General features: G+C 72.0%; 20 protein-coding genes. 5 read left to right on the forward strand and 15 right to left on the reverse strand.

Annotated features, from left to right (window positions below; translation table 11 throughout):
• Nucleotides 1-85 precede the first annotated feature (85 nt).
• On the forward strand, nucleotides 86-877 hold the full coding sequence (lexA, locus tag ACF09C_RS35565; protein WP_362422152.1) for a transcriptional repressor LexA: 792 nt from the start codon (nucleotides 86-88) through the stop codon (nucleotides 875-877).
• A 126-nt stretch (nucleotides 878-1,003) separates the two neighbouring features.
• Here the strand turns inward: lexA and ACF09C_RS35570 are convergent, their stop codons facing one another.
• The 5 genes from ACF09C_RS35570 to ACF09C_RS35590 form a co-directional block, all read right to left on the reverse strand.
• Nucleotides 1,004-2,977, reverse strand: coding sequence for an ATP-dependent DNA helicase (locus ACF09C_RS35570; RefSeq protein WP_392097568.1), 1,974 nt, complete (start codon nucleotides 2,975-2,977; stop codon nucleotides 1,004-1,006).
• A 37-nt stretch (nucleotides 2,978-3,014) separates the two neighbouring features.
• Nucleotides 3,015-4,913, reverse strand: coding sequence for an IucA/IucC family protein (locus tag ACF09C_RS35575; protein ID WP_392097671.1), 1,899 nt, complete (start codon nucleotides 4,911-4,913; stop codon nucleotides 3,015-3,017).
• 67 nt (nucleotides 4,914-4,980) lie between these two features.
• On the reverse strand, nucleotides 4,981-5,673 hold the full coding sequence (locus ACF09C_RS35580; RefSeq protein WP_392097570.1) for a GNAT family N-acetyltransferase: 693 nt from the start codon (nucleotides 5,671-5,673) through the stop codon (nucleotides 4,981-4,983).
• A 76-nt stretch (nucleotides 5,674-5,749) separates the two neighbouring features.
• Nucleotides 5,750-7,627, reverse strand: a complete 1,878-nt coding sequence (locus ACF09C_RS35585; protein ID WP_392097572.1) for an IucA/IucC family protein — start codon at nucleotides 7,625-7,627, stop codon at nucleotides 5,750-5,752.
• Between the two features lie 62 nt (nucleotides 7,628-7,689).
• The gene (locus ACF09C_RS35590; RefSeq protein WP_392097574.1) at nucleotides 7,690-9,126 is read right to left on the reverse strand and encodes a diaminobutyrate--2-oxoglutarate transaminase family protein; all 1,437 of its coding nucleotides are present in this window, start codon (nucleotides 9,124-9,126) and stop codon (nucleotides 7,690-7,692) included.
• Nucleotides 9,127-9,447: 321 nt separating this feature from the next.
• On the opposite strand from ACF09C_RS35590, the gene ACF09C_RS35595 reads away from it, so the two are divergent.
• Together ACF09C_RS35595 and ACF09C_RS35600 are read left to right on the forward strand one after the other, a co-directional pair.
• A complete protein-coding gene (locus ACF09C_RS35595) occupies nucleotides 9,448-10,623 on the forward strand; it encodes a trypsin-like serine peptidase (RefSeq protein ID WP_392097576.1) in 1,176 nt (391 codons plus the stop codon).
• A 121-nt stretch (nucleotides 10,624-10,744) separates the two neighbouring features.
• Nucleotides 10,745-11,914 carry a trypsin-like serine peptidase gene (locus tag ACF09C_RS35600; RefSeq protein ID WP_392097577.1) on the forward strand — a complete coding sequence of 390 codons (1,170 nt, stop codon included), beginning with the start codon at nucleotides 10,745-10,747 and terminating at the stop codon, nucleotides 11,912-11,914.
• A 123-nt stretch (nucleotides 11,915-12,037) separates the two neighbouring features.
• Here ACF09C_RS35600 and hflX read toward each other — a convergent pair whose 3' ends face one another.
• The 6 genes from hflX to miaA form a co-directional block, all read right to left on the reverse strand.
• A complete protein-coding gene (gene hflX, locus ACF09C_RS35605; RefSeq protein WP_392097579.1) occupies nucleotides 12,038-13,531 on the reverse strand; it encodes a GTPase HflX in 1,494 nt (497 codons plus the stop codon).
• Nucleotides 13,532-13,660: 129 nt separating this feature from the next.
• Complete coding sequence (locus tag ACF09C_RS35610) at nucleotides 13,661-15,157, reverse strand: M1 family metallopeptidase (RefSeq protein WP_392097580.1); 1,497 nt, start codon at nucleotides 15,155-15,157, stop codon at nucleotides 13,661-13,663.
• A gap of 134 nt (nucleotides 15,158-15,291) precedes the next feature.
• Complete coding sequence (locus ACF09C_RS35615) at nucleotides 15,292-17,424, reverse strand: RelA/SpoT family protein (RefSeq protein WP_392097582.1); 2,133 nt, start codon at nucleotides 17,422-17,424, stop codon at nucleotides 15,292-15,294.
• A 276-nt stretch (nucleotides 17,425-17,700) separates the two neighbouring features.
• On the reverse strand, nucleotides 17,701-18,576 hold the full coding sequence (gene dapF / locus ACF09C_RS35620) for a diaminopimelate epimerase (RefSeq protein ID WP_392097584.1): 876 nt from the start codon (nucleotides 18,574-18,576) through the stop codon (nucleotides 17,701-17,703).
• A gap of 79 nt (nucleotides 18,577-18,655) precedes the next feature.
• Entirely contained in the window at nucleotides 18,656-19,120 is a 465-nt protein-coding gene (locus ACF09C_RS35625; protein ID WP_392097673.1) for a hypothetical protein, read from the reverse strand.
• A gap of 108 nt (nucleotides 19,121-19,228) precedes the next feature.
• The gene (gene miaA / locus ACF09C_RS35630; RefSeq protein ID WP_392097586.1) at nucleotides 19,229-20,167 is read right to left on the reverse strand and encodes a tRNA (adenosine(37)-N6)-dimethylallyltransferase MiaA; all 939 of its coding nucleotides are present in this window, start codon (nucleotides 20,165-20,167) and stop codon (nucleotides 19,229-19,231) included.
• Nucleotides 20,168-20,350: 183 nt separating this feature from the next.
• On the opposite strand from miaA, the gene ACF09C_RS35635 reads away from it, so the two are divergent.
• Together ACF09C_RS35635 and ACF09C_RS35640 are read left to right on the forward strand one after the other, a co-directional pair.
• Nucleotides 20,351-20,662, forward strand: a complete 312-nt coding sequence (locus ACF09C_RS35635) for a hypothetical protein (RefSeq protein ID WP_392097587.1) — start codon at nucleotides 20,351-20,353, stop codon at nucleotides 20,660-20,662.
• A 54-nt stretch (nucleotides 20,663-20,716) separates the two neighbouring features.
• Nucleotides 20,717-21,058 (forward strand): antitoxin, encoded by a 342-nt coding sequence (locus tag ACF09C_RS35640; RefSeq protein WP_392097588.1) that lies wholly within the window; start codon nucleotides 20,717-20,719, stop codon nucleotides 21,056-21,058.
• A gap of 107 nt (nucleotides 21,059-21,165) precedes the next feature.
• Here ACF09C_RS35640 and ACF09C_RS35645 read toward each other — a convergent pair whose 3' ends face one another.
• The 4 genes from ACF09C_RS35645 to ACF09C_RS35660 form a co-directional block, all read right to left on the reverse strand.
• The gene (locus ACF09C_RS35645) at nucleotides 21,166-21,873 is read right to left on the reverse strand and encodes a class III extradiol dioxygenase subunit B-like domain-containing protein (RefSeq protein ID WP_392097589.1); all 708 of its coding nucleotides are present in this window, start codon (nucleotides 21,871-21,873) and stop codon (nucleotides 21,166-21,168) included.
• A gap of 10 nt (nucleotides 21,874-21,883) precedes the next feature.
• Nucleotides 21,884-22,228: a hypothetical protein gene (locus tag ACF09C_RS35650; protein WP_392097590.1), complete on the reverse strand. Its 345-nt coding sequence runs from the start codon at nucleotides 22,226-22,228 to the stop codon at nucleotides 21,884-21,886.
• Nucleotides 22,229-22,298: 70 nt separating this feature from the next.
• Nucleotides 22,299-23,819: a tRNA (N6-isopentenyl adenosine(37)-C2)-methylthiotransferase MiaB gene (miaB, locus tag ACF09C_RS35655; protein ID WP_392097592.1), complete on the reverse strand. Its 1,521-nt coding sequence runs from the start codon at nucleotides 23,817-23,819 to the stop codon at nucleotides 22,299-22,301.
• On the reverse strand, nucleotides 23,816-24,550 hold the full coding sequence (locus ACF09C_RS35660; RefSeq protein WP_392097593.1) for a HisA/HisF-related TIM barrel protein: 735 nt from the start codon (nucleotides 24,548-24,550) through the stop codon (nucleotides 23,816-23,818). The genes miaB and ACF09C_RS35660 overlap by 4 nt, the downstream gene beginning before the upstream one ends.
• Nucleotides 24,551-24,578: the final 28 nt, after the last annotated feature.

Consider the following 24,578-nt stretch of genomic DNA (forward strand, 5'->3'; position numbering starts at 1 on the left):
TCACTCGAACGTGTGTTTGGCGCAACCTTTCGAAAGCCACTACCGTTGTGCCAGCGAGGGAGACCATTCGAGAGGGGCCGCCGACGTGACCACCACCGCAGACAGTGCCACCATCACTGCCCAGGACCGCTCCCAGGGCCGACTCGAGGCGGTGCATGCCATGAATGACGCAGCCATGAACGGGGACGGGGAGCCGGGCCGACCCGCGCGCTCGCTGCCCGGACGACCTCCAGGCATCAGGGCCGACAGCTCCGGCCTCACCGACCGGCAGCGCAGGGTGATCGAGGTCATCCGGGACTCGGTCCAGCGGCGCGGCTACCCGCCGTCGATGCGGGAGATCGGTCAGGCGGTGGGCCTCTCCAGTACCTCCTCCGTGGCGCACCAGCTGATGGCGCTGGAGCGCAAGGGCTTCCTGCGCCGAGACCCGCACCGCCCCCGGGCGTACGAGGTGCGTGGGTCCGACCAGCCGAGCACCCAGCCGACGGACACCTCCGGCAAGCCCGCCGCGTCGTACGTGCCGCTCGTCGGCCGGATCGCCGCGGGTGGCCCGATCCTCGCCGAGGAGTCGGTCGAGGACGTCTTCCCGCTCCCCCGGCAGCTGGTGGGTGACGGCGAACTCTTCGTCCTCAAGGTGGTCGGCGACTCGATGATCGAGGCCGCGATCTGCGACGGTGACTGGGTCACCGTCCGCCGCCAGCCGGTCGCGGAGAACGGGGACATCGTCGCCGCCATGCTCGACGGCGAAGCCACGGTCAAGCGCTTCAAGCGCGAGGACGGCCACGTCTGGCTGCTGCCGCACAACGCGGCGTACCAGCCGATCCCTGGTGACGAGGCCACCATCCTCGGCAAGGTCGTGGCGGTTCTGCGGCGGGTGTGACACCACCTGGCCGGCTCTGACCGGGCCCCGGGACCCACTGCGCCGGTCCCGGGGCCCTGCTCCGTCCTCTCCCGGGTCCTGCCGTGCAACACGGCGGGACCCGGTCCGCGTTCTGGCCCTCTGCCCTCAGACGCCTGCGGCCTTCGACGCCGCGTCGATCGCGGACAGCGACTTCCTCACCTGGTTGCGGTCCGTCGTGTACCAGAAGTCGGGCAGCGAAGCCTTCAGATAGCTGCCGTACCGGGCCGTCGCGAGCCTGGGATCGAGCACGGCGACCACGCCGCGGTCGCCGGTGGCCCGTACGAGGCGTCCGGCGCCCTGCGCCATCAGCAGGGCCGCGTGGGTGGCGGCCACGGCCATGAAGCCGTTGCCACCCGCGTCCTCCACCGCCTTCTGGCGGGCGCTCATCAGCGGGTCGTCGGGGCGCGGGAAGGGGATCTTGTCCATCACGACCAGCTGGCAGCTGGCCCCCGGGACATCCACTCCCTGCCAGAGGGACAGCGTGCCGAAGAGACACGTCTGCGGATCGGCGGAGAAGTTCTTGATCAGCTCGCCGAGGGTGTCCTCGCCCTGGAGGAGGATCGGGAACTCCGGGATCCGGGTACGCAGCTCCTCAGCGGCGAGCTGGGCCGCCCGCATCGACGAGAACAGGCCGAGCGTCCGGCCTCCCGCCGCCTGCATCAGCTCGGTCAGCTCGTCGAGCATGTCCGTCCGGTCGCCGTCGCGCGCGGGGCGGGCCAGGTGCTTGGCGACGTAGAGGATTCCCTGCTTGGGGTAGTCGAACGGCGAGCCGACGTCGATGCCCTTCCACTCCGGGATGTCGTCGCCCTTGGTGCCTTCGGGAGCCAGCCCGAGGGAGGCCCCGACTCCGTTGAAGTCACCGCCCAGCTTCAGGGTGGCCGAAGTGAGGACCACGGAACGGTCGGCGAAGAGCTTTTCCCGCAGCAGCCCGGACACGGAGAGCGGGGCGACCCTGAGAGAGGCGCCGAAACGGTCGTGGCGTTCGTACCAGACGACGTCCCATTCGGAGCCCAGGGTGATGCGCTCGGCGACGGCGTGGACGCTCTCCACGGAGGCGAGGGCCTGCTTGCGCACGGCGTCCTCGTCCTGGACGGACTTGTCCCGGGTGGTGCCGAGCGCCGAGATCACTGTGCGCGCTGCGTCCCGCAGCGCCATCAGCGCGTATCCGAGGTCCTCGGGGATCTCCTCAAGCCGGCCGGGCAGGGCCAGCTCCATCAGCCGCTCGAAACCCTCGGCGGCGGTCTGGAGCTGGTCGGCGACCTTCTCGTCGACGAGCTTGGCCGCCCGGCGGACCGCGCGGTTGACCTGGCCGGGCGTGAGCTCGCCGGTGGCGACACCGGTGACCCGGGAGACCAGCTCATGGGCCTCGTCCACGATCAGCACCTCGTGCTGCGGCAGCACCGGAGCGCCCTCGATCGCATCGATGGCGAGCAGGGCGTGGTTGGTGACGACGACCTCCGCCAGCTTCGCCCGCTCCCGCGCGGCCTCGGCGAAGCACTCGGCGCCGTACGCGCACTTGGACGCGCCCAGACACTCACGGGAGGAGACCGACACCTGGGCCCAGGCACGGTCCGAGACACCGGGGGTCAGATCGTCCCGGTCACCCGTCTCCGTCTCGTCCGACCAGTCGCGGAGCCGCATCAGGTCCTGGCCCAGCTTGCTGGTGGGGGCTGCCGCCTCGAAGGGATCGAAGAGGCCCTCCTCCTCGTCCTGGGGCACGCCCTCGTGGAGGCGGTGCAGGCAGAGGTAGTTCGATCGCCCCTTGAGCATCGCGAACTCCGGACGACGGCGCAGCTGCGGGTGCAGGGCATCGACCGTGCGCGGAAGATCGCGCTCGACCAGCTGGCGCTGGAGCGCCAGCGTGGCCGTGGCGACCACCACGCGCTCACCGTGCGCCAGCGCCGGCACCAGGTAGCCGAGGGACTTTCCGGTGCCGGTGCCGGCCTGGACCAGCAGGTGGGAGCTTTCGTCGATGGCCTCGGCGACGGCTTCGGCCATGGTGACCTGGCCGGGCCGCTCCACGCCGCCGACGGCGGAGACGGCGGCGTGCAGGAGATCGGGGAGGGATGGCTTCGTCATAGCGCGTCCACCCTACGGCGCGGCACTGACAGTCGGATCACGCGAGCGGATTCGGCACCGTTCCGTGGACAGCGGCGTGCGGCCGCTGGGGGCGGTCGCGGTAGCCGTCCAGATGCAGGCGGTTCCGGTTGAGACAGAGCCGCTCGATCCGGGGCACGAGAAGGTCGAAGAGTTCGAACCGTTCCTTCAGTTCCGGGAAGCGCGCCTGGTGTCGCAGGATCTCGGCCCGGACGAGAGCCCAGAAATCGGCCTCCGGTACGGCGAGTTGCTCCTCGCAGAGCGGCGCCAGGTAGCGGAAGACGCCGACGAACAGCCCTGAATGGATGAATTGCGTGAGGAAGTCGGGGTCCTCGGTGAGCAGCACGGCCCGGACGTCCTCGGGCATGGGGTCGTGCTCGGGCAGCGGGTGGGCGCTGATGTTGACGTCGTCGACGAAGTCCTTGATCGCCAGGCGCACGGGGACGTCGTGGTCGTCGAAGACGACGACGGCGTTCTCACCGTGCGGGGAGAAGACGGTCCCGTACTGGTAGAGGAAGTGCAGCAGCGGCGGGAGCAGCGCGGCGAAGAGCCGTTGCAGCCAGGCCGTGGGGGCGAGGCCGGAGCGCTCGACGAGTTCGGCGACGAAGGCGCGGCCGTTCGGGTCCGTGTGCAGCAGGGCGGCGAGGGTCCGGGCGCGTTCGCCGGGCGGCAGCCTGAGAGGTTCGCGCCAGATCGTGCCGAGGAGCTCCTTGTACTGGTACGGGACCTCGGGGAGCCGGTCGTAGAGGGGATGCTCGACGGTGACCGAGGCGACCTCGCCGAGGAGGATCACCCCGCACTCGTCGCGGAGGAAGGGATCGGCGTCGCGGAGCCCGTGGACCCAGGCGGTGACGGCGGGGGCGGCGAGGGTCCGCTCCGTGGGGAGCCCGCGCCACACCAGGGTGTTGAGCACGGAGAGCGGCAGCTTCACGGTGTGCCGGTCGGGCCTGCTCGTGTTGAGGAACGTACGGATGGACTGCTGTGGCAGGCGCAGGTCTCCGTCGGCGGGCAGGGGGACGATCGCGCCGGCCGCGACGGCGGGGGCATAGAGGGGCAGGATGATCTCGTCCCACTGCCAGGGGTGGACCGGCAGGAGGAGGTACCGGTCGGGGTCGAGGCCTCGGGCGCGCAGCGTGGTGCGGTAGGTCTCGCGGACGTCGGGGTCGAGTTCGCGGCCGTAGAGCCGGTCGGGGGTGTCGAGGCCGGGGACCCCGCGATAGGACGCGAGGTCGGTGCTGACGGCGATCCAGGGCAGGCGCGCGGGGCGGCGGGCTTCTGGGGCCCAGTGGGCGGCGTCGGTGGCGGAGAACCCGATCCGGCCCTTGTTGAGGACGAGCCAGGGGTGACCGGTCTGGTGGCCTTCCAGCTCGGCGTATCCGAGGTCCGCGAGCCGGTCGGCCGTGAGCGCCGTCCGGTCGAGGCGGGCGTCGGCGGCGAGGGTGGTGGTGAGCTCGCGGATCAGATGGCCGAGGGTGGCGCCGTCGAGGTTCAGGAGGCGGCGTGCGCGGACCAGGAAGTCGAGGGGGTCGGTCAGGGGCCGTCCGTCGAGCAGGACGGAGTCGGGGGTGAGGCGCCAGCTTCCGTAGGCGCCCCGGACGGCCGTGAAGGTCAGGGCCGAGCCGTCGTCGAGGCGCAGGAGGTAGGGGCTGGCACCTCCGTGGGGGCCGGGGCCGTCGGGGGTCTCGGCCTGCCCGGTGCCGACGGAGGCACTGTCGGCCGAGACGGTGCCCGCCGTCGTGGTCTCGGCCGTCGTGGCTTCGGCTGTCGTGGTCTCGGCCACCGGGACCGGCTCGATGATCTCTTCGTACGCGAACTCGGCGATCGTCTTGGTGAGGAGACGGGCGGCGGCTCGCTGCCAGGCCTCGGAGGTCAGCTCGGGCGGTGCGAGCAGTACGGAGTCATGGGTGGCAGGGGGCATCGGCACGAGGACTCCTCGGGGTGGGAACCGCTGTGGGTCGAGCGGTGTAAGTAAGGCAGGGAGGCGTTCACAGGACGTGACGAAGGGCGCGGTCGCGGACCATGAGGGCGGCTCGCTTGTCGGGGAGGTCGACTTCCGCGGAGAGGCGGAAGCCGGCGGTCAGGAAGGCCGAGACGGAGGGGGTGTTGCGCAGATCGGGTTCGGCGATGACGCGGGTGCACCGGGGACGGTGGTCGAGCGCGAGATCGGCGACGGCACGGAGCAGTGCACTGCCGAGACCTCGCCCTCGGTCGGCGACACCACCGAGGAGAAGGTGGATGCCGGTGTCGTGCGGGCGAGCGGGATAGTGCCGGGCGATCGGGTCGAGGTCGGCCCGGTAGATCTCGAAGTAGCTCATGGGCGTGGAGTCGAGGACGCCGAGACAGGGCACGCTGCGTCCGTCGCCGTCGAGTTGGGCGCGGATGTGGGTGGCCGTGACGGTCTCGGGGCCGGCGAGCTCCCAGAAGGCGGCGACGGCCGGATCGTTCATCCAGCGGGCGATGAGGCTCAGGTCGCGTTCGAGGCGGACGGGTACGAGGCGGAACGAGCCGACCGGGGTCGTGGCGGGGCCCCAGGAGGCGACCGCGTCGAGGAGGTCACCGTCCGGGGGCGCCGGGTGATCCCCGGCGGAAATGAGTGCGACGAGTTCGTCCGAGAGGTGCAGGTCCAGGGTGTCGTCGCCGCCCGGGTCGGCGGCGGGGCGCGCATCGGTGGGAGGCACGGTGGGGCTCTCCTCTCGGCGGTTCGGTCGGATGGCGGTCCCCCGGCCGCGTGGTCGGGGGTGAGCTACGGGAGCCTCAGGAACGGAGGGGGTTGGTGATGGTGACGTAGACGGACTGGGTGTCGACGGGACCGACGAGTTCGTCGAGGCCGTGCAGCCGGGTCAGGAGGTTGGCCTTGCAGCGCAGGGTGGCGGCTTCCAGGAGCCGGTGCGGCAGCGGTGACCCGAGGCTGATGGAGGAGGTGAGGAACTGGCGGAACCCGGCGAGCAGGACGCGTTCGTCGGCGAGGCGCTGAGCACCGAAGGCGCCGATGAGTCCGAGGACGTTGTTGATGCCGAGGTAGTAGGCGAAGCGTTCGTCGGTGACCTGGTCGGAGACGAACGTGTCGCTGGTGGCTCCGATGCCGGGGAGGCGGCCCTCCAGCTCCTCGCGGCGGGACTCCCGGAAGTAGTAGCCCTGATTGTCGCGGTAGCGGCCGCCGATGGGCCAGCCGTCCGGGTCGAGGAGCACCAGGGTGTTCTGCTGGTGGGCCTCCAGAGCGACGCCGGCCACGCCGTCGAGCCAGAGGACGGGGCGGACGACCTGGTCGAGGTAGCGCAGGAACCACTCGGCGGCGACGGCGGTCGTCGGGCGGCCCGTGCGGGCGGCGAGGCGGGTGACGATGTCGGTGAGCCGGGAGCGCATCCGCGTGGTGCCGGGCCACGGGCGGGGGGCGGTGAGGGCGGCGATGCAGACGGCGTCGTCGCCGGTGGCGAAGGGGTTGTGCCGGATCATCACGTCGAGACCGGGGACGGGCGCTCCGTCCGGGGTGTCGACGGCGAGCCAGGCGGGGTCGCGGACGATGTCGAAGCCGGGGTGAGCGGCCTGCCACTGGTCGACCAGGCCCGTCCGCAGAAGCCGGTGGACCTCGACCCCGCGGTGGAGTTCCTTGCGGAGGTTCTCACGGCGGGAGTTGGTGATGCGGACTCCGAGGGAGAGTTTGAGCATCGTGCGGGCGCCGGGCCGGTGGACGGTGCGGACGGAGGACGTGGGGTGCCAGGAGGCGCCGGCGGGACCGAGGTCGTGGAGGAGGCCGGCGTCGAAGAGGGAGGCGACGGCGGGGCGGTGGGCCAGTTCGCGGGCCTGCCAGGGGTGCAGCGGCAAAGGGACGGTCCCCGAGGGGAGTTCGAGTCCTTCGGCGAGTCCGAGGGCGAGCTGGGCGGCGCTGACCGGGCGGCCCTGTTCCGTCCAGGCCGAGTCCGCGGCGAGGACCGAGGGGGCGACAGCCATCCAGTGGAGCGGGAAGGAGCCGTGCAGCTCGGGCGAGTAGAGCCGGGCCTCGGCGTCGGAGAGTCCCTCGCGGCTCTTGGGGGTCGGGTGGAGCGGGTGGCCGAGGAGCAGCGACTGCTCGGCGGTGAGGAACAGGTCGGCGTCCGGGCCCGGGGTGGGCCGGCTGCGGCGTTCGGCGATGAAGTCGGCGGTGCGGCGGGCCGAGTCGGCGACACGGCCGACGAGTTCGGTGCCTTCGGGGCGGCCGGTCTCGCGGCTGATCAGGGCGGCGACGGTGACCGCGTCGGCCTTCGGGGCTGTGGGGTGGAGGCCTTCGAGGGCCGGGGGGCCGAAGCGGTGCCATCCCGTGGGCGACCAGTAGAGGACGGGGACCAGGAGGGCGGTACCGCTGGCTTCGAGGGGGATGCGCAGGGTCGCCGAGCCGGGCGCGGGCAGGTTCTTCTCGCGTACCCAGCATCGGAGCAGGTTCTCGATGGTCGCCGCGTCGGCGGCGCGCTGCGGATCCGGGTCGTCGAGGTGGTCCGGCCGGGTGGCGGCGGTGGCGTTCGGGACCGTTCGCGCGGGCGTGGGCTGGGTGTCGTACGGGCCGGAGTGCTGGCGCGGGACGGTGGCCTGCTCGACGGTGAGCGGGCCGTGCGCGGCGCTGCCGGTGTCGGACGCTTCGGAGGCGGGGCTGGCGTTCACGGGGGCTTCCTTGGGAGGGGGTCCGGGGGCGGGCCGATGGCGGGCCGGGATGAGGGAGACGGTCAGGCCGGTCCGGGGGTGTTCCCGAGCCGCACGTCCTGAGCGGACGGGCGGTGGGTGCGTTCGGCGGCGGCGAGGGCGTCGGCGAAGCGGTCGAGGACGGCTTCGGCCTGCTCGTCGGTGAGGGTCAGCGGGGGCAGGAGCCTCACGACGCCCGAGTGGCGGCCGCCGAGTTCGACGATGAGCCCCCGGTCCAGGCACTCCTGCTGGACGGCGGCGGCGAGTGCCTGGTCGACCGGCGGGACGGCGGAGTCGGCGCTCTCGGCGGCCGGATCCACCAGTTCGACGCCGATCATGAGCCCCCGGCCGCGCACGTCGCCGATGCAGGGGTGGGCGGCGGCCAGACCTTGCAGGCGGGCGAGCATGCGGGCGCCGAGGGTCGCGGCGCGGTCGGCGAGCCGGTTTTCCCGTACGTAGGCGAGGGTGGCGGCTCCGGCGGCCATGGCGAGCTGGTTGCCCCGGAAGGTGCCGGCGTGGGCGCCGGGCTCCCAGGCGTCGAGCTCGGCGCGGTACACGACGACGGCCAGCGGGAGGGAGCCGCCGATGGCCTTCGAGAGGACCATGACGTCGGGGACGACGCCGCTGTGTTCGACGGCCCAGAAGGTGCCGGTGCGGCCGACGCCCGTCTGGACCTCGTCGGCGATGAGCGGGATGGACCGCGCCGCGGTCAGCTCCCGCATGCGACGCATCCAGTCGTCGGGGGCGGGGATGACACCGCCCTCCCCCTGCACCGGTTCGAGGATCATCGCCGCGGGTGTCGTCACCCCGCTCTTGGGGTCGTCGAGGAGGTTCTCCGTCCAGCGCGCGGCCAGTTCGGCCCCGCGCGGGCCGCCGACGCCGAAGGGGCAGCGGTAGTTCTGCGGGTAGGGCAGCCGGGTGACCCGTACGTCCGTCGCGCCACCGGAGGCGTTCAGGGCGCCGGCCGTCATGCCGTGGTAGGCGCCGGTGAAGCTGAGCAGCCCGCTGCGACCGGTGGCCGTGCGGACGAGCTTCAGCGCGGCCTCCACCGCGTCCGTCCCGGCCGGTCCGCAGAACTGGATGCGCGCGTTCTCGGCGAGTCCGGCGGGCAGCGTGGCGAACAGCTCGGTGGTGAAGGCGTCCTTGACCGGCGTCGCGAGGTCGAGGACGTGGAGAGGCGCGCCGGAGTCGAGCACCTTCCTGATGGCCTCGAGGACCACCGGGTGGTTGTGCCCGAGCGCCAGGGTCCCCGCACCGGAGAGGCAGTCCAGATAGCGCCGCCCGTCCGCGCCCTCGATGGTCAGGCCCCGGGCCCGGACGGGGACGATCGGCAGCGAGCGCGCGTAGGTGCGCGCGGCGGACTCGCGCAACGACTGGCGGCGCAGGATGCCTTCGTGAGCGGCTCCTTCGCCTGCTCTCCGCTCCCCCTGGTACGCGTGCGCGGCCGACGGTACGGCCGGAGCTGGTTCGGTCACGGCCACGGCTCGGTGTCCTCCCGCGGTAACAGTTGCGTTGCACATCGGTACGTTGCTGCACACCGCGAACGGTGGTCTTGAACGCTGCCTCGGTGTCCCCCGTACGTACCAACGACGGGACGCGCCAAGGATCACGGGAGAATCCCAAGATCCTTGACGTGGTGGGGATCACGACCCGGCAACGGCTCCACGAGGGGCGGAACCGTGGACCTGGCGCGTACCGTCCCCTCCGGCACCGGCATAGTGGGGGCCGCACTTCGGCGCCCTGTTGGGCGCCATCACAGTTCACTCATGCACAAGTTGACGTAGTCCCAGGGGGATCACGAGATGCGATCGATTCGTCCGCTGCTGGCCGCGGCGGCAGCCGTCGCGGCGCTGACGCTGACGGCGACGGCCTGCGGCCCGAGCGAGGAGAACGCGGGAGACAAGCCCGCCGCGCCCACCAGCCCGTCCACCGGCGACAAGATCACGATTCCGGACGACCTGAAGGACCGGCTCAAGGAGCACGGGATCGATCTGGACAAGTGGAGGAACGGCGAGTGGAAGAACTGGGACCGCGACAAGTGGCTGCGTGAGGCGAAGGACTACGTCAACCCGATCATCGAGGACCTCTGGGACCCGGACCGGATGCGGGACGCCCAGCGCCCGGACAAGCCGGTCGAGGAGGAGGACATCTCGGGTGACAAGGGCGTCACGGACCCGACCCCCTCGCCGGTCCGGGCGAAGGGCGTGCAGGCGCCGTACCACTCCAACGCCCCCGAGGCGGGCAAGGTGTTCTTCGACGGGCCCGAGGGTTCGATGGTCTGCTCGGCCACCGTCGTGCAGGACCCGGCCAACCCCGGCAAGTCCAACATGGTCTGGACGGCCGGTCACTGCGTGCACGCGGGCAAGAAGGGCGGCTGGTACCGCAACATCGCCTTCGTGCCCTCGTACAACGACAAGGCCCTGCCGACCGCGCAGTTGCAGAACGCGACGCGCGAGCAGGTCGCTCCCTACGGCGTCTGGTGGGGCGACTGGGCGCAGACCTCCGAGCAGTGGATCTCGGAGGGCGCGTCGACCGGCGGTCAGGGTGCTCCGTACGACTTCGCGGTGATCCATGTGACGCCGGAGAAGGGCTCCACCGGCAAGTCGCTCGAGGAGACGGTCGGTTCGGCTCTTCCGGTGGACTTCAACGCTCCGGCGGTCTCGAAGATCGCGGACATGAAGGCGACCGGTTACCCGGCGGGCGCGCCGTTCGACGGCCAGAAGATGTACCAGTGCGCGGACAGGCCGGGCCGTCTGTCGATCAAGGCGGAGCAGCCGACGATGTACCGCATCGGTTGCACGATGACCGGTGGTTCGTCCGGTGGCGGCTGGGTGGCCACGGGCCAGGACGGCAAGCCGGCGCTGGTGTCCAACACCTCGATCGGACCGGTCACGGCCGGCTGGCTGGCCGGACCGCGCCTGGGCGCCGAGGCCAAGGGCATCTACGACGCCGTCAGCAAGAAGTTCGCCGGCCGCTAGGGCACGGCTTTTTCGGGGCGGGATCCCGCGGGGTCCCGCCCCGTCCCACGACATCACCGGACGACCGCGCGCGGATCTCCCGCGCGCGGGCCCGGAATTTCCATCAGGGGGATCCCTACACATGCGCTCCATACGAATGCTTCCAGCCGCCCTGGGCCTGGTCTCTGCGCTCGCGCTGATCGCCACCGCCTGTGGCCCGACCGAGACGCCCGCGGCCGACAAGCCCGCCGGGGGGTCGAGCGCCTCCGCCTCCGCCACGGGAGGCGGCGCGGACCCCGCGATCCCCTCGGACATCGCCGACAAGCTGAAGAAGCACGGCGTCGACGTCGAGAAGTGGAAGAGCGGCGAGTGGAAGAACTGGAACAAGGACACCTGGCTCCGTGAGGCCGAGGACTTCGTCAACCCCGTCATCGACGGGCTCTGGGACACCGAGCGGATGCAGTCCGCGAAGAGCCCGGACCAGTCGATGACGACGACGGCGGGTTCCGGGGGCACCGACCCCGTGCCGCGGCCCGTCCAGGCGCAGCGCGAGAAGACCCCGTACCACCGCAACGCGGCGCCCGTGGGCAAGATCTTCTTCGACGGGCCGCAGGGCAGCATGGTCTGCTCCGGCACGATCGTGAAGGACCCGCGCCGGCCCGGGAAGTCCAACATGGTGTGGACCGCGGGTCACTGCGTCCACGCCGGTCAGCGAGGCGGCTGGTACCGCAACATCACGTTCGTCCCGGCCTACAACGACCTCGGCAAGTCGCCGGCCGCGCTGCGCAACGCGCAGCCGCACGAGGTCGCGCCGTACGGTCAGTACTGGGCGGACTGGGCCGTGACCTCGGGCGAGTGGATCAACCGCGGCGGTACGAACGCGGCCTGGCCGTACGACTACGCGGTGCTGCACGTGAAGCCGCAGCAGGGCAGGAAGTCCCTGGAGGAGACCGTCGGTGTCGCGCTGCCGATCGACTTCTCGGCTCCGGCGCACGCCCAGGCCGGCTACATGGGCGCCTGGGGCTACCCGGCGGCGGCGCCGTACAACGGCCTGATCATGCACAAGTGCGTCGACCGGCCGACCCGGCTGACCACCGCGCCCGCGACGCCCACGATGTACCGCATCGGCTGCACCATGACCGGTGGCTCCTCGGGCGGCGGCTGGATCCGGACCATGCCGAACGGCAAGCCGGCCCTGGTGTCGAACACCTCGATCGGCCCGGCCGGCGGCAACGGCTGGCTGGCGGGACCGCAGCTGGGCAAGGGTGCCAAGGACGCGCACGAGATGGTGAGCAAGAAGTTCGCCCGCTGATCGACGTACGGTCGCGGCCACGGATGTGACCGGCCGCGGATGACAAGCGGAAGGCCCCGCTCCTCGATGAGGGGCGGGGCCTTCCCGTCGCGCTGCGACGGTCGGCTCGCGGCCGACCCGGTGTCAGTGCGCGGCCGGGACGAACGGCGCGAGGAACGCGGCGAGGTCTTCGTGCACCCGCGCCTTCAGCAGCGTGCCTTCCGGGGTGTGCTCCTCGGAGAGCAGCTCACCCTCGACGTGCACCCGGGAGACGAGGCCGCCTTCCGTGTACGGCACGAGTGCCTCGATCTCGACCTGAGGGCGCGGCAGCTCGGCGTCGATCAGCGCCAGCAGCTCGTCGATGCCCTCGCCCGTGCGGGCGGAGACCGCGATCGCGTGCCGCTCGGCGCGCATAAGCCGCTGGAGGACCAGCGGGTCGGCCGCGTCCACCTTGTTGATGACGACGATCTCCGGCACGTTCACCGCGCCGACGTCGCGGAACACCTCGCGCACGGCGGCGAGCTGCTCCTCCGGAGCCGGGTGCGCGCCGTCCACCACGTGCAGGATGAGGTCGGAGTCGCCGACCTCCTCCATGGTGGAGCGGAACGCCTCGACGAGGTGGTGCGGCAGGTGCCGTACGAACCCGACGGTGTCGGCCAGGGTGTAGACCCGGCCGCCGGGCGTCTCGGCCCGGCGGACGGTCGGGTCGAGGGTGGCGAACAGGGCGTTCTCCACCAGCACACCCGCGCCGGTCAGCCGGTTGAGCAGCGAGGACTTGCCTGCGTTGGTGTAACCGGCGATGGCGACCGACGGGATCTTGTGACGGCGCCGCTCCTGCCGCTTGACGTCACGGCCGGTCTTCATCTCCGCGATCTCCCGGCGCATCTTCGCCATCTTCTCGCGGATCCGACGCCGGTCGGTCTCGATCTTGGTCTCACCGGGACCACGGGTGGCCATGCCGCCACCGCTGCCGCCGCCCATCTGGCGGGAGAGCGACTGACCCCAGCCTCGCAGCCGCGGCAGCATGTACTGCATCTGCGCGAGCGCGACCTGCGCCTTGCCCTCTCGGGACTTGGCGTGCTGGGCGAAGATGTCGAGGATCAGGGCGGTCCGGTCGACCACCTTCACCTTGACGACGTCTTCGAGGGCGATGAGCTGGCCGGGGCTGAGTTCGCCGTCGCAGACGACGGTGTCGGCACCGGTCTCGAGCACGATGTCCCGCAGCTCGCGTGCCTTGCCCGAGCCGATGAAGGTGGCCGGGTCCGGCTTGTCACGGCGCTGGATCACGCCGTCGAGCACGAGGGCGCCCGCCGTCTCGGCGAGGGCCGCGAGCTCCGCGAGGGAGTTCTCCGCGTCCTGAACGGTCCCCGAGGTCCATACTCCGACGAGCACGACGCGCTCGAGGCGCAGCTGCCGGTACTCGACCTCGGTGACGTCCTCGAGTTCGGTGGAGAGGCCCGCCACGCGCCGCAGGGCCGCGCGCTCGGAGCGGTCGAACTGGTCGCCGTCCCGCTCTCCGTCGATCTCGTGGCTCCAGGCGACGTCCTCTTCCATCAGGGCATCGGCCCGAAGGCTCTCGGTGCGGCGCGCGTCCGCGAAGCTCTGCTCGTCCTGGGAAGGGGATGAAGAGGAGGTCATTGGATCCTTACGTCGATGGAAAGTGGTTGCGTCGATCACAACGTGTGACGGCGGGGAAAGATTCCCGGGCCGACCGCGTCGTCGACCCGATGATGGTGACACGGTCGGCGCGCGCTCGTCATCCCGGTTTCACCGGGCCTTCGCGGGGCCGCGCACGCCGTCCGCCGGCCGGGAGCGCCAGTCGGGGTGTCCGGGCATCGGCGGGGTCTTGTCGGCGTACAGCCAGCCGGCGAAGAAGGACGTGAGGTCACGCCCCGCGACCTCGGCGGCCAGGGCGGTGAAGTCGGCGGTGGTGGCGGAGGCGTCCCGGTGTTCGTCCACCCAGCGGCGCTCCAGCTTCTGGAAGGCCTCCGTGCCGATCTCCTCGCGCAGCGCGTAGAGGACCAGGGCGCTGCCGTCGTACACGACGGGGCGGAAGAGGCTGATCTTCTGGCCGGGCGTGGGCGGCTCCGGGGCGGCGGGCGGCCCGCCGCTCGCGCGCCACGTGTCGGAGGCGCCGTAGGCGGCCTTCATGCGCCGCTCCAGGGACTGTCCGGCGGTCTCCTCCGCGTACAGGGCCTCGTACCAGCTCGCGTGTCCCTCGTTGAGCCACAGGTCGGACCAGGTGCGGGGCGAGACGCTGTTGCCGAACCAGTGGTGGGCGAGCTCGTGGACCATGATCGAGTCGACGTACCACTCGGGGAAGCCGGGTTCGGTGAACAGTCTTCTCTCGAAGAGAGAGAGGGTCTGCGTCTCCAGCTCGAAGCCGGTCTCCGCGTCGGCGATCAGCAGGCCGTACGTCTCGAAGGGGTACGGGCCGACCTGGCGCTCCATCCACTCGACGTGTCCGGGGGTGCGCTTGAGCCAGGGCTCCAGGAGCTCGCGGTCGGCGGTGCGCACCACGTCCCGCAGGGGGAGGCCGTGCGGCCCGGTGCGGTGGACGACGGTGGTGCGGCCGATGGAGACCTGGGCGAGTTCGGTGGCCATCGGGTGGGCCGTGCGGTAGGTCCAGGTGGTGGTGGTCCCGTCGGTGGTCCGGCCGACCGGGAGGCCGTTGGCGACGGCCGTCAGCGCGCTGGGCGCGGTGACGCGGAACGTGAAGTACGCCTTGTCGGCGGGGTGGTCGTTCGAGGGGAAGACGCGGTGGGCGGCGTCGGCCTGGTTGGCCATGGCGAGTCCGTCACCGGTGCGGACCCAGCCGCCGGCGTCGGCGGGGCCGCTGGGGTCGCTGGTGTGGGTGACGGCGATGGTCAGGGCGTCGCCGCTCTCGGCCGCCCGGTCGGGCGTGATCACCAGGTCCTCGCCGCTGGTCTCGAAGGCCGCCGGTTCTCCGTCGACGGTGACGGAGGAGACCGTTCCGTGGGTGAAGTCCAGGTTGATCCGCTCCAGGTCGGCGGTGGCCAGGGCTTCGATGCGGGTCACGCCGGCGAGCGGCCGGCTGTTGCTGCCCGGGTAGGTGAGGCCGATGTCGTACGAGAGGACGTCGTAGCCGGGGTTGCCGAGGTGAGGGAAGAGGGGGTCCCCGATGCCGAGCGGCGCGGGCGCGGGGAGGGCGGCGGCGACGAGTCCGGCCGATGCGGCGACCAGGACGGCGGAGCGCAGCCACCGCGCGCGTGGAGACGGATTCCGGGGTGGTGTGAGCGGCATGGGCTACGGCTACCAGTGCCGTGGCCACAGCCCCGGGCGGCGCGCGCGTCGGCCACCCGAAGGGGTCACGCCGGTGCTGGCACGGGCGGGCCCTCGCGGGCTCGGCCTCGTGGGCCGACCCGGCAGCCCGGAGCTCAGATCCCGGGCGTGGCGGGGTGTTGGGCGCGGCTCACGTCGTACACGCCGGCGACGTCGCGCATGGCCCGCATGAGGGACGGCAGACCTGCCGCGTCCGGGAGTTGGAGGGTGTAGGTGTGGCGGACCCGCTGTTCGTTCGGGGGCTCGACGGTCGCCGAGACGACGGCGACGTCCGCGGCGGCGATGGCCTCGGTCAGGTCGGCGAGGAGCCGTGGCCGGCCGAAGGCCTCGGCGACGAGGGTGACGCGGCACTCCGCCGTGTCGCCCCAGTGGACGGTGACGGGCGCCCGCCCGAGGCGCCGCATGGTGTCGACGGACGCGCAGCCGGTGCGGTGGACGGTGACGGAACCGCCGCGTACCTGGAAGCCGGTGATCTCGTCGGGGGGTACGGGCGTGCAACAGCCCGCCGGACGTACGGCGGTGGCCTCGGCGCCGGGAAGGTCGGCGCGCAGCCTGGCTCCCGAGCGGCGGTCGGCCGTGACGGAGACGGGGGGTCTGGGGTCGGCCTCGGGCGCCCCGGCGGCCTCGGGGTGCGCCTGGAGCCAGGCGGTGATGGCGATCCGCGCGGCGGGGGTGCGGGCGTGCTCGAGCCAGCCCGGTGAGGGCCCCGAGGTGGAGTCCTGGGCGAGCAGGAGCTGGACGGTGTCGCCGTCGTTCAGGACCGTACTGAGCGTCGCCAGACGGCCGTTGACCCGGGCACCCAGACAGCTGTGGCCGGCGGCTCCGTACTGGGCGTATGCCGCGTCCACGCAACTCGCCCCGGCGGGCAGGCCGAGCATGCCGCCGTCTGCGCGGAAGACGGTGATCTCCTGGTCCTCGGCGAGGTCGGCGCGCAGCGAGGTCCAGAAGGTGTCCGGGTCGGGGGTGGACTGCTGCCAGTCGAGGAGGCGGGAGAGCCAGCCGGGCCGGGTGGGGTCGGCGCGCTCGCCGTCCTCCGCGGGGTCGGCGCCGTCGCCGCCCGCCGGGGGGGTGTACGGGTTGCCGAGCGCGACGACGCCGGCCTCGGCGACCTTGTGCATCTGGTGGGTGCGGATGAGGACCTCGGCGACGGCGCCGTCGGGGGCGGCGACGGCGGTGTGCAGGGACTGGTACAGGTTGAACTTGGGGGTCGCGATGAAGTCCTTGAACTCGGAGATCACCGGGGTGAAGCAGGTGTGGAGCTCGCCGAGGACGGCGTAACAGTCGGCATCCTCCGCGACCAGGACGAGGAGCCGCCCGAAGTCGCTGCCGCGCAGGTCGCCGCGCTTGAGGCGGACGCGGTGGACGGAGACGAAGTGCCGGGGCCTGACGAGGACTTCGGCGGCGATGTCCGCGTCGCGCAGGACGGCGGAGACGCTCTCGGCGATGGCGGCGAGCGCGTCGCCCGCGCCGGTGTTGTCGGCGATGAGGGCGCGGGTCCGCTCGTACTCCTCGGGGTGGAGGATCGCGAAGACGAGGTCCTCCAGTTCGGTCTTGAGCGCTTGGACTCCGAGCCGTTCGGCGAGCGGGATGAGGACGTCCCGGGTGACCTTGGCGATCCTGACCTGTTTCTCCGGCCGCATGACACCGAGCGTGCGCATGTTGTGGAGCCGGTCGGCGAGTTTGATCGACATGACGCGGACGTCGTTGCCGGTGGCGACGAGCATCTTGCGGAAGGTCTCGGGTTCGGCGGCGGCGCCGTAGTCGATCTTCTCCACCTTGGTGACGCCGTCGACGAGATAGGCGACCTCGTCGCCGAACTGTTCCCGTACCTGATCGAGCGTCACTTCCGTGTCCTCGACGGTGTCGTGGAGGAGGGCTGCGGTCAACGTCGTCGTCTCGGCGCCGAGTTCGGCGAGGATGAGGGTGACGGCGAGGGGGTGGGTGATGTACGGCTCACCGCTCTTGCGGAACTGGCCCCGGTGCGAGGACTCGGCCAGCACGTACGCCCGGCGCAGGACGGCCAGGTCGGCGTCGGGGTGGTGGGCCCGGTGCGCCTCCGCGACATGCCCGATGGCGTCGGGCAGCCGGTCCCCCCGGGCGCCGGGACCGAGCAGTGCGGCGCGGCCCAGCCTGCGGAGGTCGATCCTCGGACGGGCGCGCCTGCGGCTGGGAGCGTCGGGGCCCGCGGCCTCCGCTGCGCTCACAGGGTTGGTGGCCTCTGCACTCATGGGGCACCTCCGGCGACGTCGACCGGCGGTGGACGGGCAAGGCGTGCCCGCGGGGCCGGTGCTTGATGCTACCGACCCCACCACGTGGCGCAGTCCCGCTCTCGCCCAGCGTGAAACGGATCACCCATTCGAGCGAACGGTCAGTCGTTGACAGTTTCGAATGGGCCCGCCGGCCGGCTTCGGTGCCGGTACTTCCGGTGCTTCGGTGCTTTCGGTGCTTTCGGTGGTGACGCTCCCGGTGCCGATCGCGGCGTCGCCGCGCGTTCCGCTGCGGGCTCAGGCGTCCGCGAGCCAGGACGGGTCGAACGTACCCTCGCCGACGATGACGGCCGGGCCGGTCATCTCCAGCTCTCCGTCGGGGTGCTCGGTGATGGTCAGCGTCCCGCCGAGGACGTCCACGGTGTACGTGACGGGTGTACCGCTCGCGGCGGGGTCGACGCCGTCCCGGCGGGCGGTGGCGACGGCGACGGCGCACGCGCCCGTGCCGCAGGAGCGGGTCTCGGAGGCGCCGCGCTCGTGCACGCGCATGGCCACGTGGCGGGGGCCGCGGTCGGCGACGAACTCGATGTTCACCCCGTCGGGGAAGACCTCGGCGGGGGCGTACGGAGGCTCCGTGAACAGGTTGCCGGCGTGGTCGAGGGACTCGACGAAGGCGACCGCGTGCGGATTGCCCATGTTCACGTTGCGCGCGGGCCAGCTGCGGCCGTCGACGGTGACGGTGACGCCGTCCTCGGGGAGCCGGGCGCGGCCCATGGAGACGGTGACGGAGCCGTCCTTGTCCAGATGGACGCGCTTGACTCCGCCGCGGGTGGCGACGGCGACCTCGCCGGCCGTGATGTGTCCGGCGTGCTCCAGGTAGCGGGCGAAGACGCGGACGCCGTTGCCGCACATCTCGGCGACCGAGCCGTCGGCGTTGCGGTAGTCCATGAACCACTCGGCCTCGCCGGCCATCGCGTGGGCCTCGGGGTGGGCCTCGCTGCGCACCACGTGCAGCACGCCGTCCCCGCCGATGCCGGCCCTGCGGTCGCACAGCCGGGCGACGAGGGCCGGGGGCAGGTCGATGGCGTTGTCGGCGTCCGGGACGATCACGAAGTCGTTCTCGGTCCCGTGGCCCTTGAGGAAAGCGAGCGGCGAGGTCTGCGTGGTGGTCACGGGATCAACTGTACGGGCCGGGTCCGACAGCCGCTCGAAGGTCCACCCCTCGGGCGGCGGGGGTCGCCCCGCCCGGTGGTCAGCGGAGGCGGGCCACGCGCCAGACGGCCAGGGCCACCAGGAGCACGCTGAAGAACACGTACAGGGCGATCACTCGCCAGTTCGGCCGTTCTCCGGAGCCGCGGGCCGGGAGGCCGGGCCAGGCGGAGCCGACCTTGCGGGCGGCCATCATGCCCCAGCCGGCGGCGCAGGAGCTGATCAGGAGGCCGAGCATGGCGACGACGGCGCCGCCGTCCCCGGAGCCGAAGGCGAGGGGGAAGGCGAACATCAGCGACCCGACGGCGGCGAGGCCCACGATGGGCGCGAGCTGCCAGATCCGCAGCCTGCGCTGCGGCCGCAGCTCGACCTCGACCTCGTCGGCGTCGACCTCGACGGACGAGCCTTCGGCCTCGTCGGGGCCGTCCGGGCTCAAACCGGGCGCGTCACCCGGAGCTTCGCCCGGGACCGCGTCCTGCTGCTCTGTGTCGCGAGGGCCGGCCTCCATCGCCACGCGCCCTCCCACTCGGACTCCACATTGGTCGATCGATGCTCGATGATGGCACGCCAGAGACCCCCGGAATGACGGGCATGGCGTCCCGATGCCATCACGTGATCAGGCTGTAACCGCTCGTTCGACCAACGTCAGCGCCTGCCCCGGGAGTTCCCCCCGGTCATCCGCCGCGCCGCTCAGCCAGTGGACGCGCGGGTCGCGCCGGAACCACGAGTCCTGACGGCGCGCGAAGCGCTTGGTGGCGCGTACGGTCTCGGCCCGCGCCTCGTCCTCGGTGCACTCCCCCGCGAGCGCCGTGAGCACCTGCTGGTAGCCGAGCGCGCGGGCGGCCGTGCGCCCCTCACGCAGTCCGAGCGCCTCCAGGGCACGTACCTCGTCGACGAGTCCGGCCTCCCACATCCGGTCCACGCGCGCGGTGATCCGTTCGTCGAGTTCGGGGCGGGCCACGTCGACGCCGATCTGCACGGTGTCGTAGATCGGGTCGGGGCCGGGCAGGTTGGCGGTGAAGGGCTTGCCGGTGATCTCGATGACCTCCAGGGCCCGGACGATGCGCCGGCCGTTGCTGGGGAGGATCACCCGCGCGGCGTCGGGGTCGGCCGCGGCGAGGTGGGCGTGCAGCACGCCGGAGCCGTGCTCCTCCAGCTCGGCCTCCAGGCGGGCCCGTACGGCCGGGTCCGTGCCCGGGAACTCGAGGGCTTCGATGGCACCCCGTACGTAGAGCCCCGAGCCGCCGACCAGGATGGGGCTACGGCCTTCGGCCAGGAGTCGGTCGATCTCGGTGCGGGCGAGGCGCTGGTACTCGGCGACGCTGGCGGCCTCCGTGACGTCCCAGATGTCGAGGAGGTGGTGCGGCACCCCACCGCGCTCCTCCAGCGTCAGCTTGGCGGTACCGATGTCCATCCCTCGGTAGAGCTGCATCGAGTCCGCGTTGACGACCTCGCCGCCCAGTTGCTGGGCGAGGAATACACCCAGATCGGACTTTCCGGCCGCAGTAGGACCGACGACGGCGATGACCCGCGGGGCGGGAGCTGCAGTTCTCACCGTCACAGTCTCGCAAACCTCCCGGCAGGTCCCCGAACGAGCGACGTGACGGTCCGACACCGGGGTCGTTGCCAGTTGCGAGGTTCCGACCGCCGGTTTTCCGTACCGGCTGCGCCCGGTGGCGCAACAGGGCGCTCCGGGCACCGCGGGCCTTATCCCACACGAGTAGGCTATGGAGTTGAAATGGGCGTTTTTGCAATGTTTCGGCGGAAGGGCAAGACGGCTGCCGATGCGTCGACGGAGGAGGCCCAGGCTGTCGTCGTGACGGACGCGGCGGACGAGGCGGAGGCCGGAGCGTCGAGCGGCGGGGCCGCCGAGGCGGAGGCCGACGCCGAGACCGGATCGTCGGCGGAGCCGGCCGGCAGCGCCGAGGCGGGCGACGAGGCCCCCGCGGCGGAGGCCGTCGAGGTGGTCGAGGCTGCCGTGGAGATTCCGAAGCAGCAGTCGGCGGACGAGGCCGCGGACAACGAGGCCGGAGAGAGCGCCCGGAAGTAGCGGACTCCCGGCGACAGGGCAGGGCAGACGGACGCACCGGAGGGAAGGTGACCCATGGGTCTCCTGGATTCACTGAAGGCCAAGCTCGCCCCGGCCAAGGACAAGGTCTCGGGCCTCGCCCAGCAGCATGAGGCCAAGATCGACCAGGGTCTGGACAAGGCCGCGAAGCTGGTCGACGAGAAGACCAAGGGCAAGTACAGCGCCAAGATCGAATCGGGCACCGGCAAGGCCAAGGACGCTCTGGAGCGGATCGCCCACAAGGACGACGCCGACGGCGGCGCGACGGGTTCCGGCGAGGGCCGAGGTCCCGGGCAGGGCCAGAGCCCGGGGCAGGGGCCCGCGCAGACTCCGGGTCAGGGCCCGGATCCTGCGCAGGGTCCGCCGCCGGCCTCCTGACCTCCGGGCGTCACCCCTTCGGTCCCCTCTCGCACGGGGGACGGCCGCGGAGCATCTCGCTCCGCGGCCGTCCGCCGTTCTGCGTGCGCCTCTGCTGTCTGGGGTCGCTACGACCAGGCCGCCACGAAGTAGCCGACGCCGTACGGGGCGTCCTCGTAGAGGAGCCGGCCGTCGAGGTCCGCCCCCTCCGCCGCGCCCGCGAGGACCTGCCAGGGGGCCCGGCCGGCCGCCTTCAGCTCGTACGCGAGGTTCTCGTCGAGCGCGAGCAGGGCGTCCACATCCGCCGTGCCCAGCGCCCGGGCGGCCTCCGCGTCGAAGGCGGCGGCCCGCTCGTCCAGGTAGCCGGGGGCCTTGAGCGTCCGGCAGGCACTGCCGTCACCCATCACGAGGAGCGCCACGCGGTCGGCCGTGGCGGCCAGCTCACGGCCCGTGGAGACACATCGGTCGGCCTCCAGCGGCCGGCCGATCCCGAGGCCTTCGACGGGAGCGTCGGCCCAGTCGGCGCGTTGGAGGAGCCACGCGCCGACCGCGAGGGAGGCGGGCAGCGGTCGCTCCCCGCCGGGCCCGGCACCGAGTCGTACGGACAGGTCGACGCCGAAGCCCGCGAAGCCGCCGGTCGAACCGCCCGGGAACGTACCGCGCGCCCCTTCCTCGGCGGGTCCTACGACGAAGAGCCGGTCGGGCCGGGACGCGGCGAGCAGCCCGAGGGCGTCGGCACAGGCCGTCCGGGCCGCGTCGAGCTCACCGGCGGCTCCGGCCGCCACATCGGGCACGAGCAGAGGAGGACAGGGGCATACGGCTGCGGCGACAAGCATGATCCGCAGCCTACTGCGACGGCCTCCACTCCATCGGCGGGACGCTGTCCTGCGGCTCACCGGTCGGATCCGCCTGCGCGCCGTCGGGGGCGGCCGAGTCGTGCACCAGCTCCGCGATGCTCAGGACGACGTACGTCTCCGACATCATCCCCCTGACGACCACGACGTAGCTGTCCCCGCTGGGGAGGCGGTACACCTCCCGCGACCTCTCCCGCCATGGCTCGCCGTACGTCAGCGAGGCGGCGCGCAGCGCTTCCTGCGCGTCCTCGCGCGTGCCGGTGATCCGCTGGACCACCTCGGTGCGGTACGTGTCACCACCGGCCCCGCGCTGTGCGACGACGATCCACTTCCCCATCCCAGCCCCCCGATTCCTCGAACATGTCCGTTGTCGGCATGTCCGAGGGTGTCAGGAGTCGCCCCGGATGTCAGTGGCTTCCGCAGGCGGGAGCCGAAGCCACGGGGAGCGGGTCCGGCACACCGATCTTGGGGAGTCCGAGCAGAACGCCCGCGGGCTTCGCGGCGGCCGCGGCGGTGCGCTTCTCCCAGGCGTCGCCGGCGCGGGTGCGGCGTACCGACGTCGTCGGGCCCTCGGCGAGCAGGTGGTGCGGGGCGGCGTAGGTGATCTCGACGGTCACCACGTCGCCCGGGCGGACCTCCTGGTCCGGCTTGGTGAAGTGGACGAGCCGGTTGTCGGGGGCGCGGCCGGAGAGGCGGTGAGTGGCGCCGTCCTTGCGGCCCTCGCCCTCGGCGACCATGACCTCGAGGGTCCGGCCGACCTGCTTCTTGTTCTCCTCCCAGGAGATCTCCTCCTGCAGGGCGACCAGACGCTCGTAGCGCGCCTGCACGACCTCCTTCGGGATCTGCCCGTCCATCTCGGCGGCGGGCGTTCCGGGCCGCTTGGAGTACTGGAAGGTGAAGGCGTTGGCGAAGCGGGCCTCACGGACCGTGTGCATGGTCTGCTCGAAGTCCTCCTCGGTCTCGCCGGGGAAGCCCACGATGATGTCGGTGGAGATCGCGGCGTGCGGGATGGCGGCGCGGACCTTCTCGATGATGCCGAGGAAACGCTCCTGCCGGTACGAACGGCGCATGGCCCTGAGGATCGTGTCCGAGCCGGACTGGAGCGGCATGTGGAGCTGCGGCATCACGTTCGGGGTCTCGGCCATCGCGGCGATGACGTCGTCCGTGAAGTCGCGGGGGTGCGGGGAGGTGAAGCGGACCCGCTCCAGGCCCTCGATCTGACCGCAGGCGCGCAGCAGCTTGGAGAAGGCCTCGCGGTCGCCCAGGTCGGAGCCGTAGGCGTTGACGTTCTGGCCGAGCAGGGTGATCTCCGAGACGCCCTCGGCCACCAGCGCCTCGATCTCGGCGAGGATGTCGCCGGGGCGGCGGTCCTCCTCCTTGCCGCGCAGCGCCGGGACGATACAGAAGGTGCAGGTGTTGTTGCAGCCGACGGAGATGGAGACCCAGGCGGCGTACGCGGACTCGCGGCGGGTGGGCAGCGTGGAGGGGAAGGCCTCCAGCGACTCGGCGATCTCGATCTGGGCCTCTTCCTGGACGCGGGCGCGCTCCAGGAGGACCGGCAGCTTGCCGATGTTGTGCGTGCCGAAGACGACGTCGACCCAGGGGGCCTTCTCGACGATGGTGTCGCGGTCCTTCTGGGCGAGGCAGCCGCCGACGGCGATCTGCATGCCCGGGCGCGTGGTCTTCCGGGGGGCGAGCCGGCCGAGGTTGCCGTAGAGCTTGTTGTCCGCGTTCTCGCGGACCGCGCAGGTGTTGAAGACGACGACGTCGGCGTCACCGTCGGAGCCCTCCGGGGCGCGGACGTAGCCGGCGTCCTCCAGCAGACCGGAGAGCCGCTCGGAGTCATGGACGTTCATCTGGCACCCGTAGGTGCGCACTTCGTAGGTTCGCTGGACGTCCACTGTCTGGCTCCGGTCGCTGCTGGTCATGGAACAAGGGTATGCGGTGCCGGGGATTGCCCGTCCCCGTGGAGCCGGGGCGACGGCGCCGGGCCGCTCGCGACCGCTTCCAGGGCCGCGCCGAGCTGGGCGGCGAGGGTGCCCGCGCGGGGCCGCAGGGAGCCGTCGAAGGCCGCGGATCCGATGGTGAAGGCGTCGGCTCCGGCGGCCGCCACCGCCCGTATCCGCTCGGTGGAGGAGATGCCGCCGGCCACGACCAGGCTGCCGGTCGTGGCCGCTCGGGCGGCCCGGACCAGGTCGAGCGGGTCCGCGTCGGTGGCCCGGTAGGCGAGGAGGTCGACACCGGCGCAGCCCGCGGCCTCCGCCCGGAGGCAGTCGTCGGTGATCCGGTCGGGGCCGCCGGCGAGGCGGGTGGGGTGGCCGAGCGGCTCACCCACGAAGGGGAGGTACGCGACGGAGGTGCCGGCGACGAGCTCCAGGGTCTCGTCGATCCAGGTGCCGCCCATGAGGCGGTCGACACCGAGGTCGACCGCGCGCCGGACGGAGGTGAGCGCCTCCTCACGGGTGGTGCTGACCACTTCGAGGTAGCTGGTGGCGCCCATGTCCTTGATCTGCCGGTGGAGCCTGTCGAGGGTGGCGGGCTCGACTCCGACGTCCTTGAAGCCGAGGTGGACGACTCCGAGGTCGCGGACGGCGTCGAGGACGTCGAGGCAGTCCGTGACGGTCCTGTCGTCACGGGTGAGCATGAAGATGAAATCCACGGGGTCCTCCTGGTGGGGGTGCGGTGGT

The sequence above is a fragment of the Streptomyces sp. NPDC014870 genome (assembly GCF_043081505.1).
Taxonomy (GTDB): domain Bacteria; phylum Actinomycetota; class Actinomycetes; order Streptomycetales; family Streptomycetaceae; genus Streptomyces.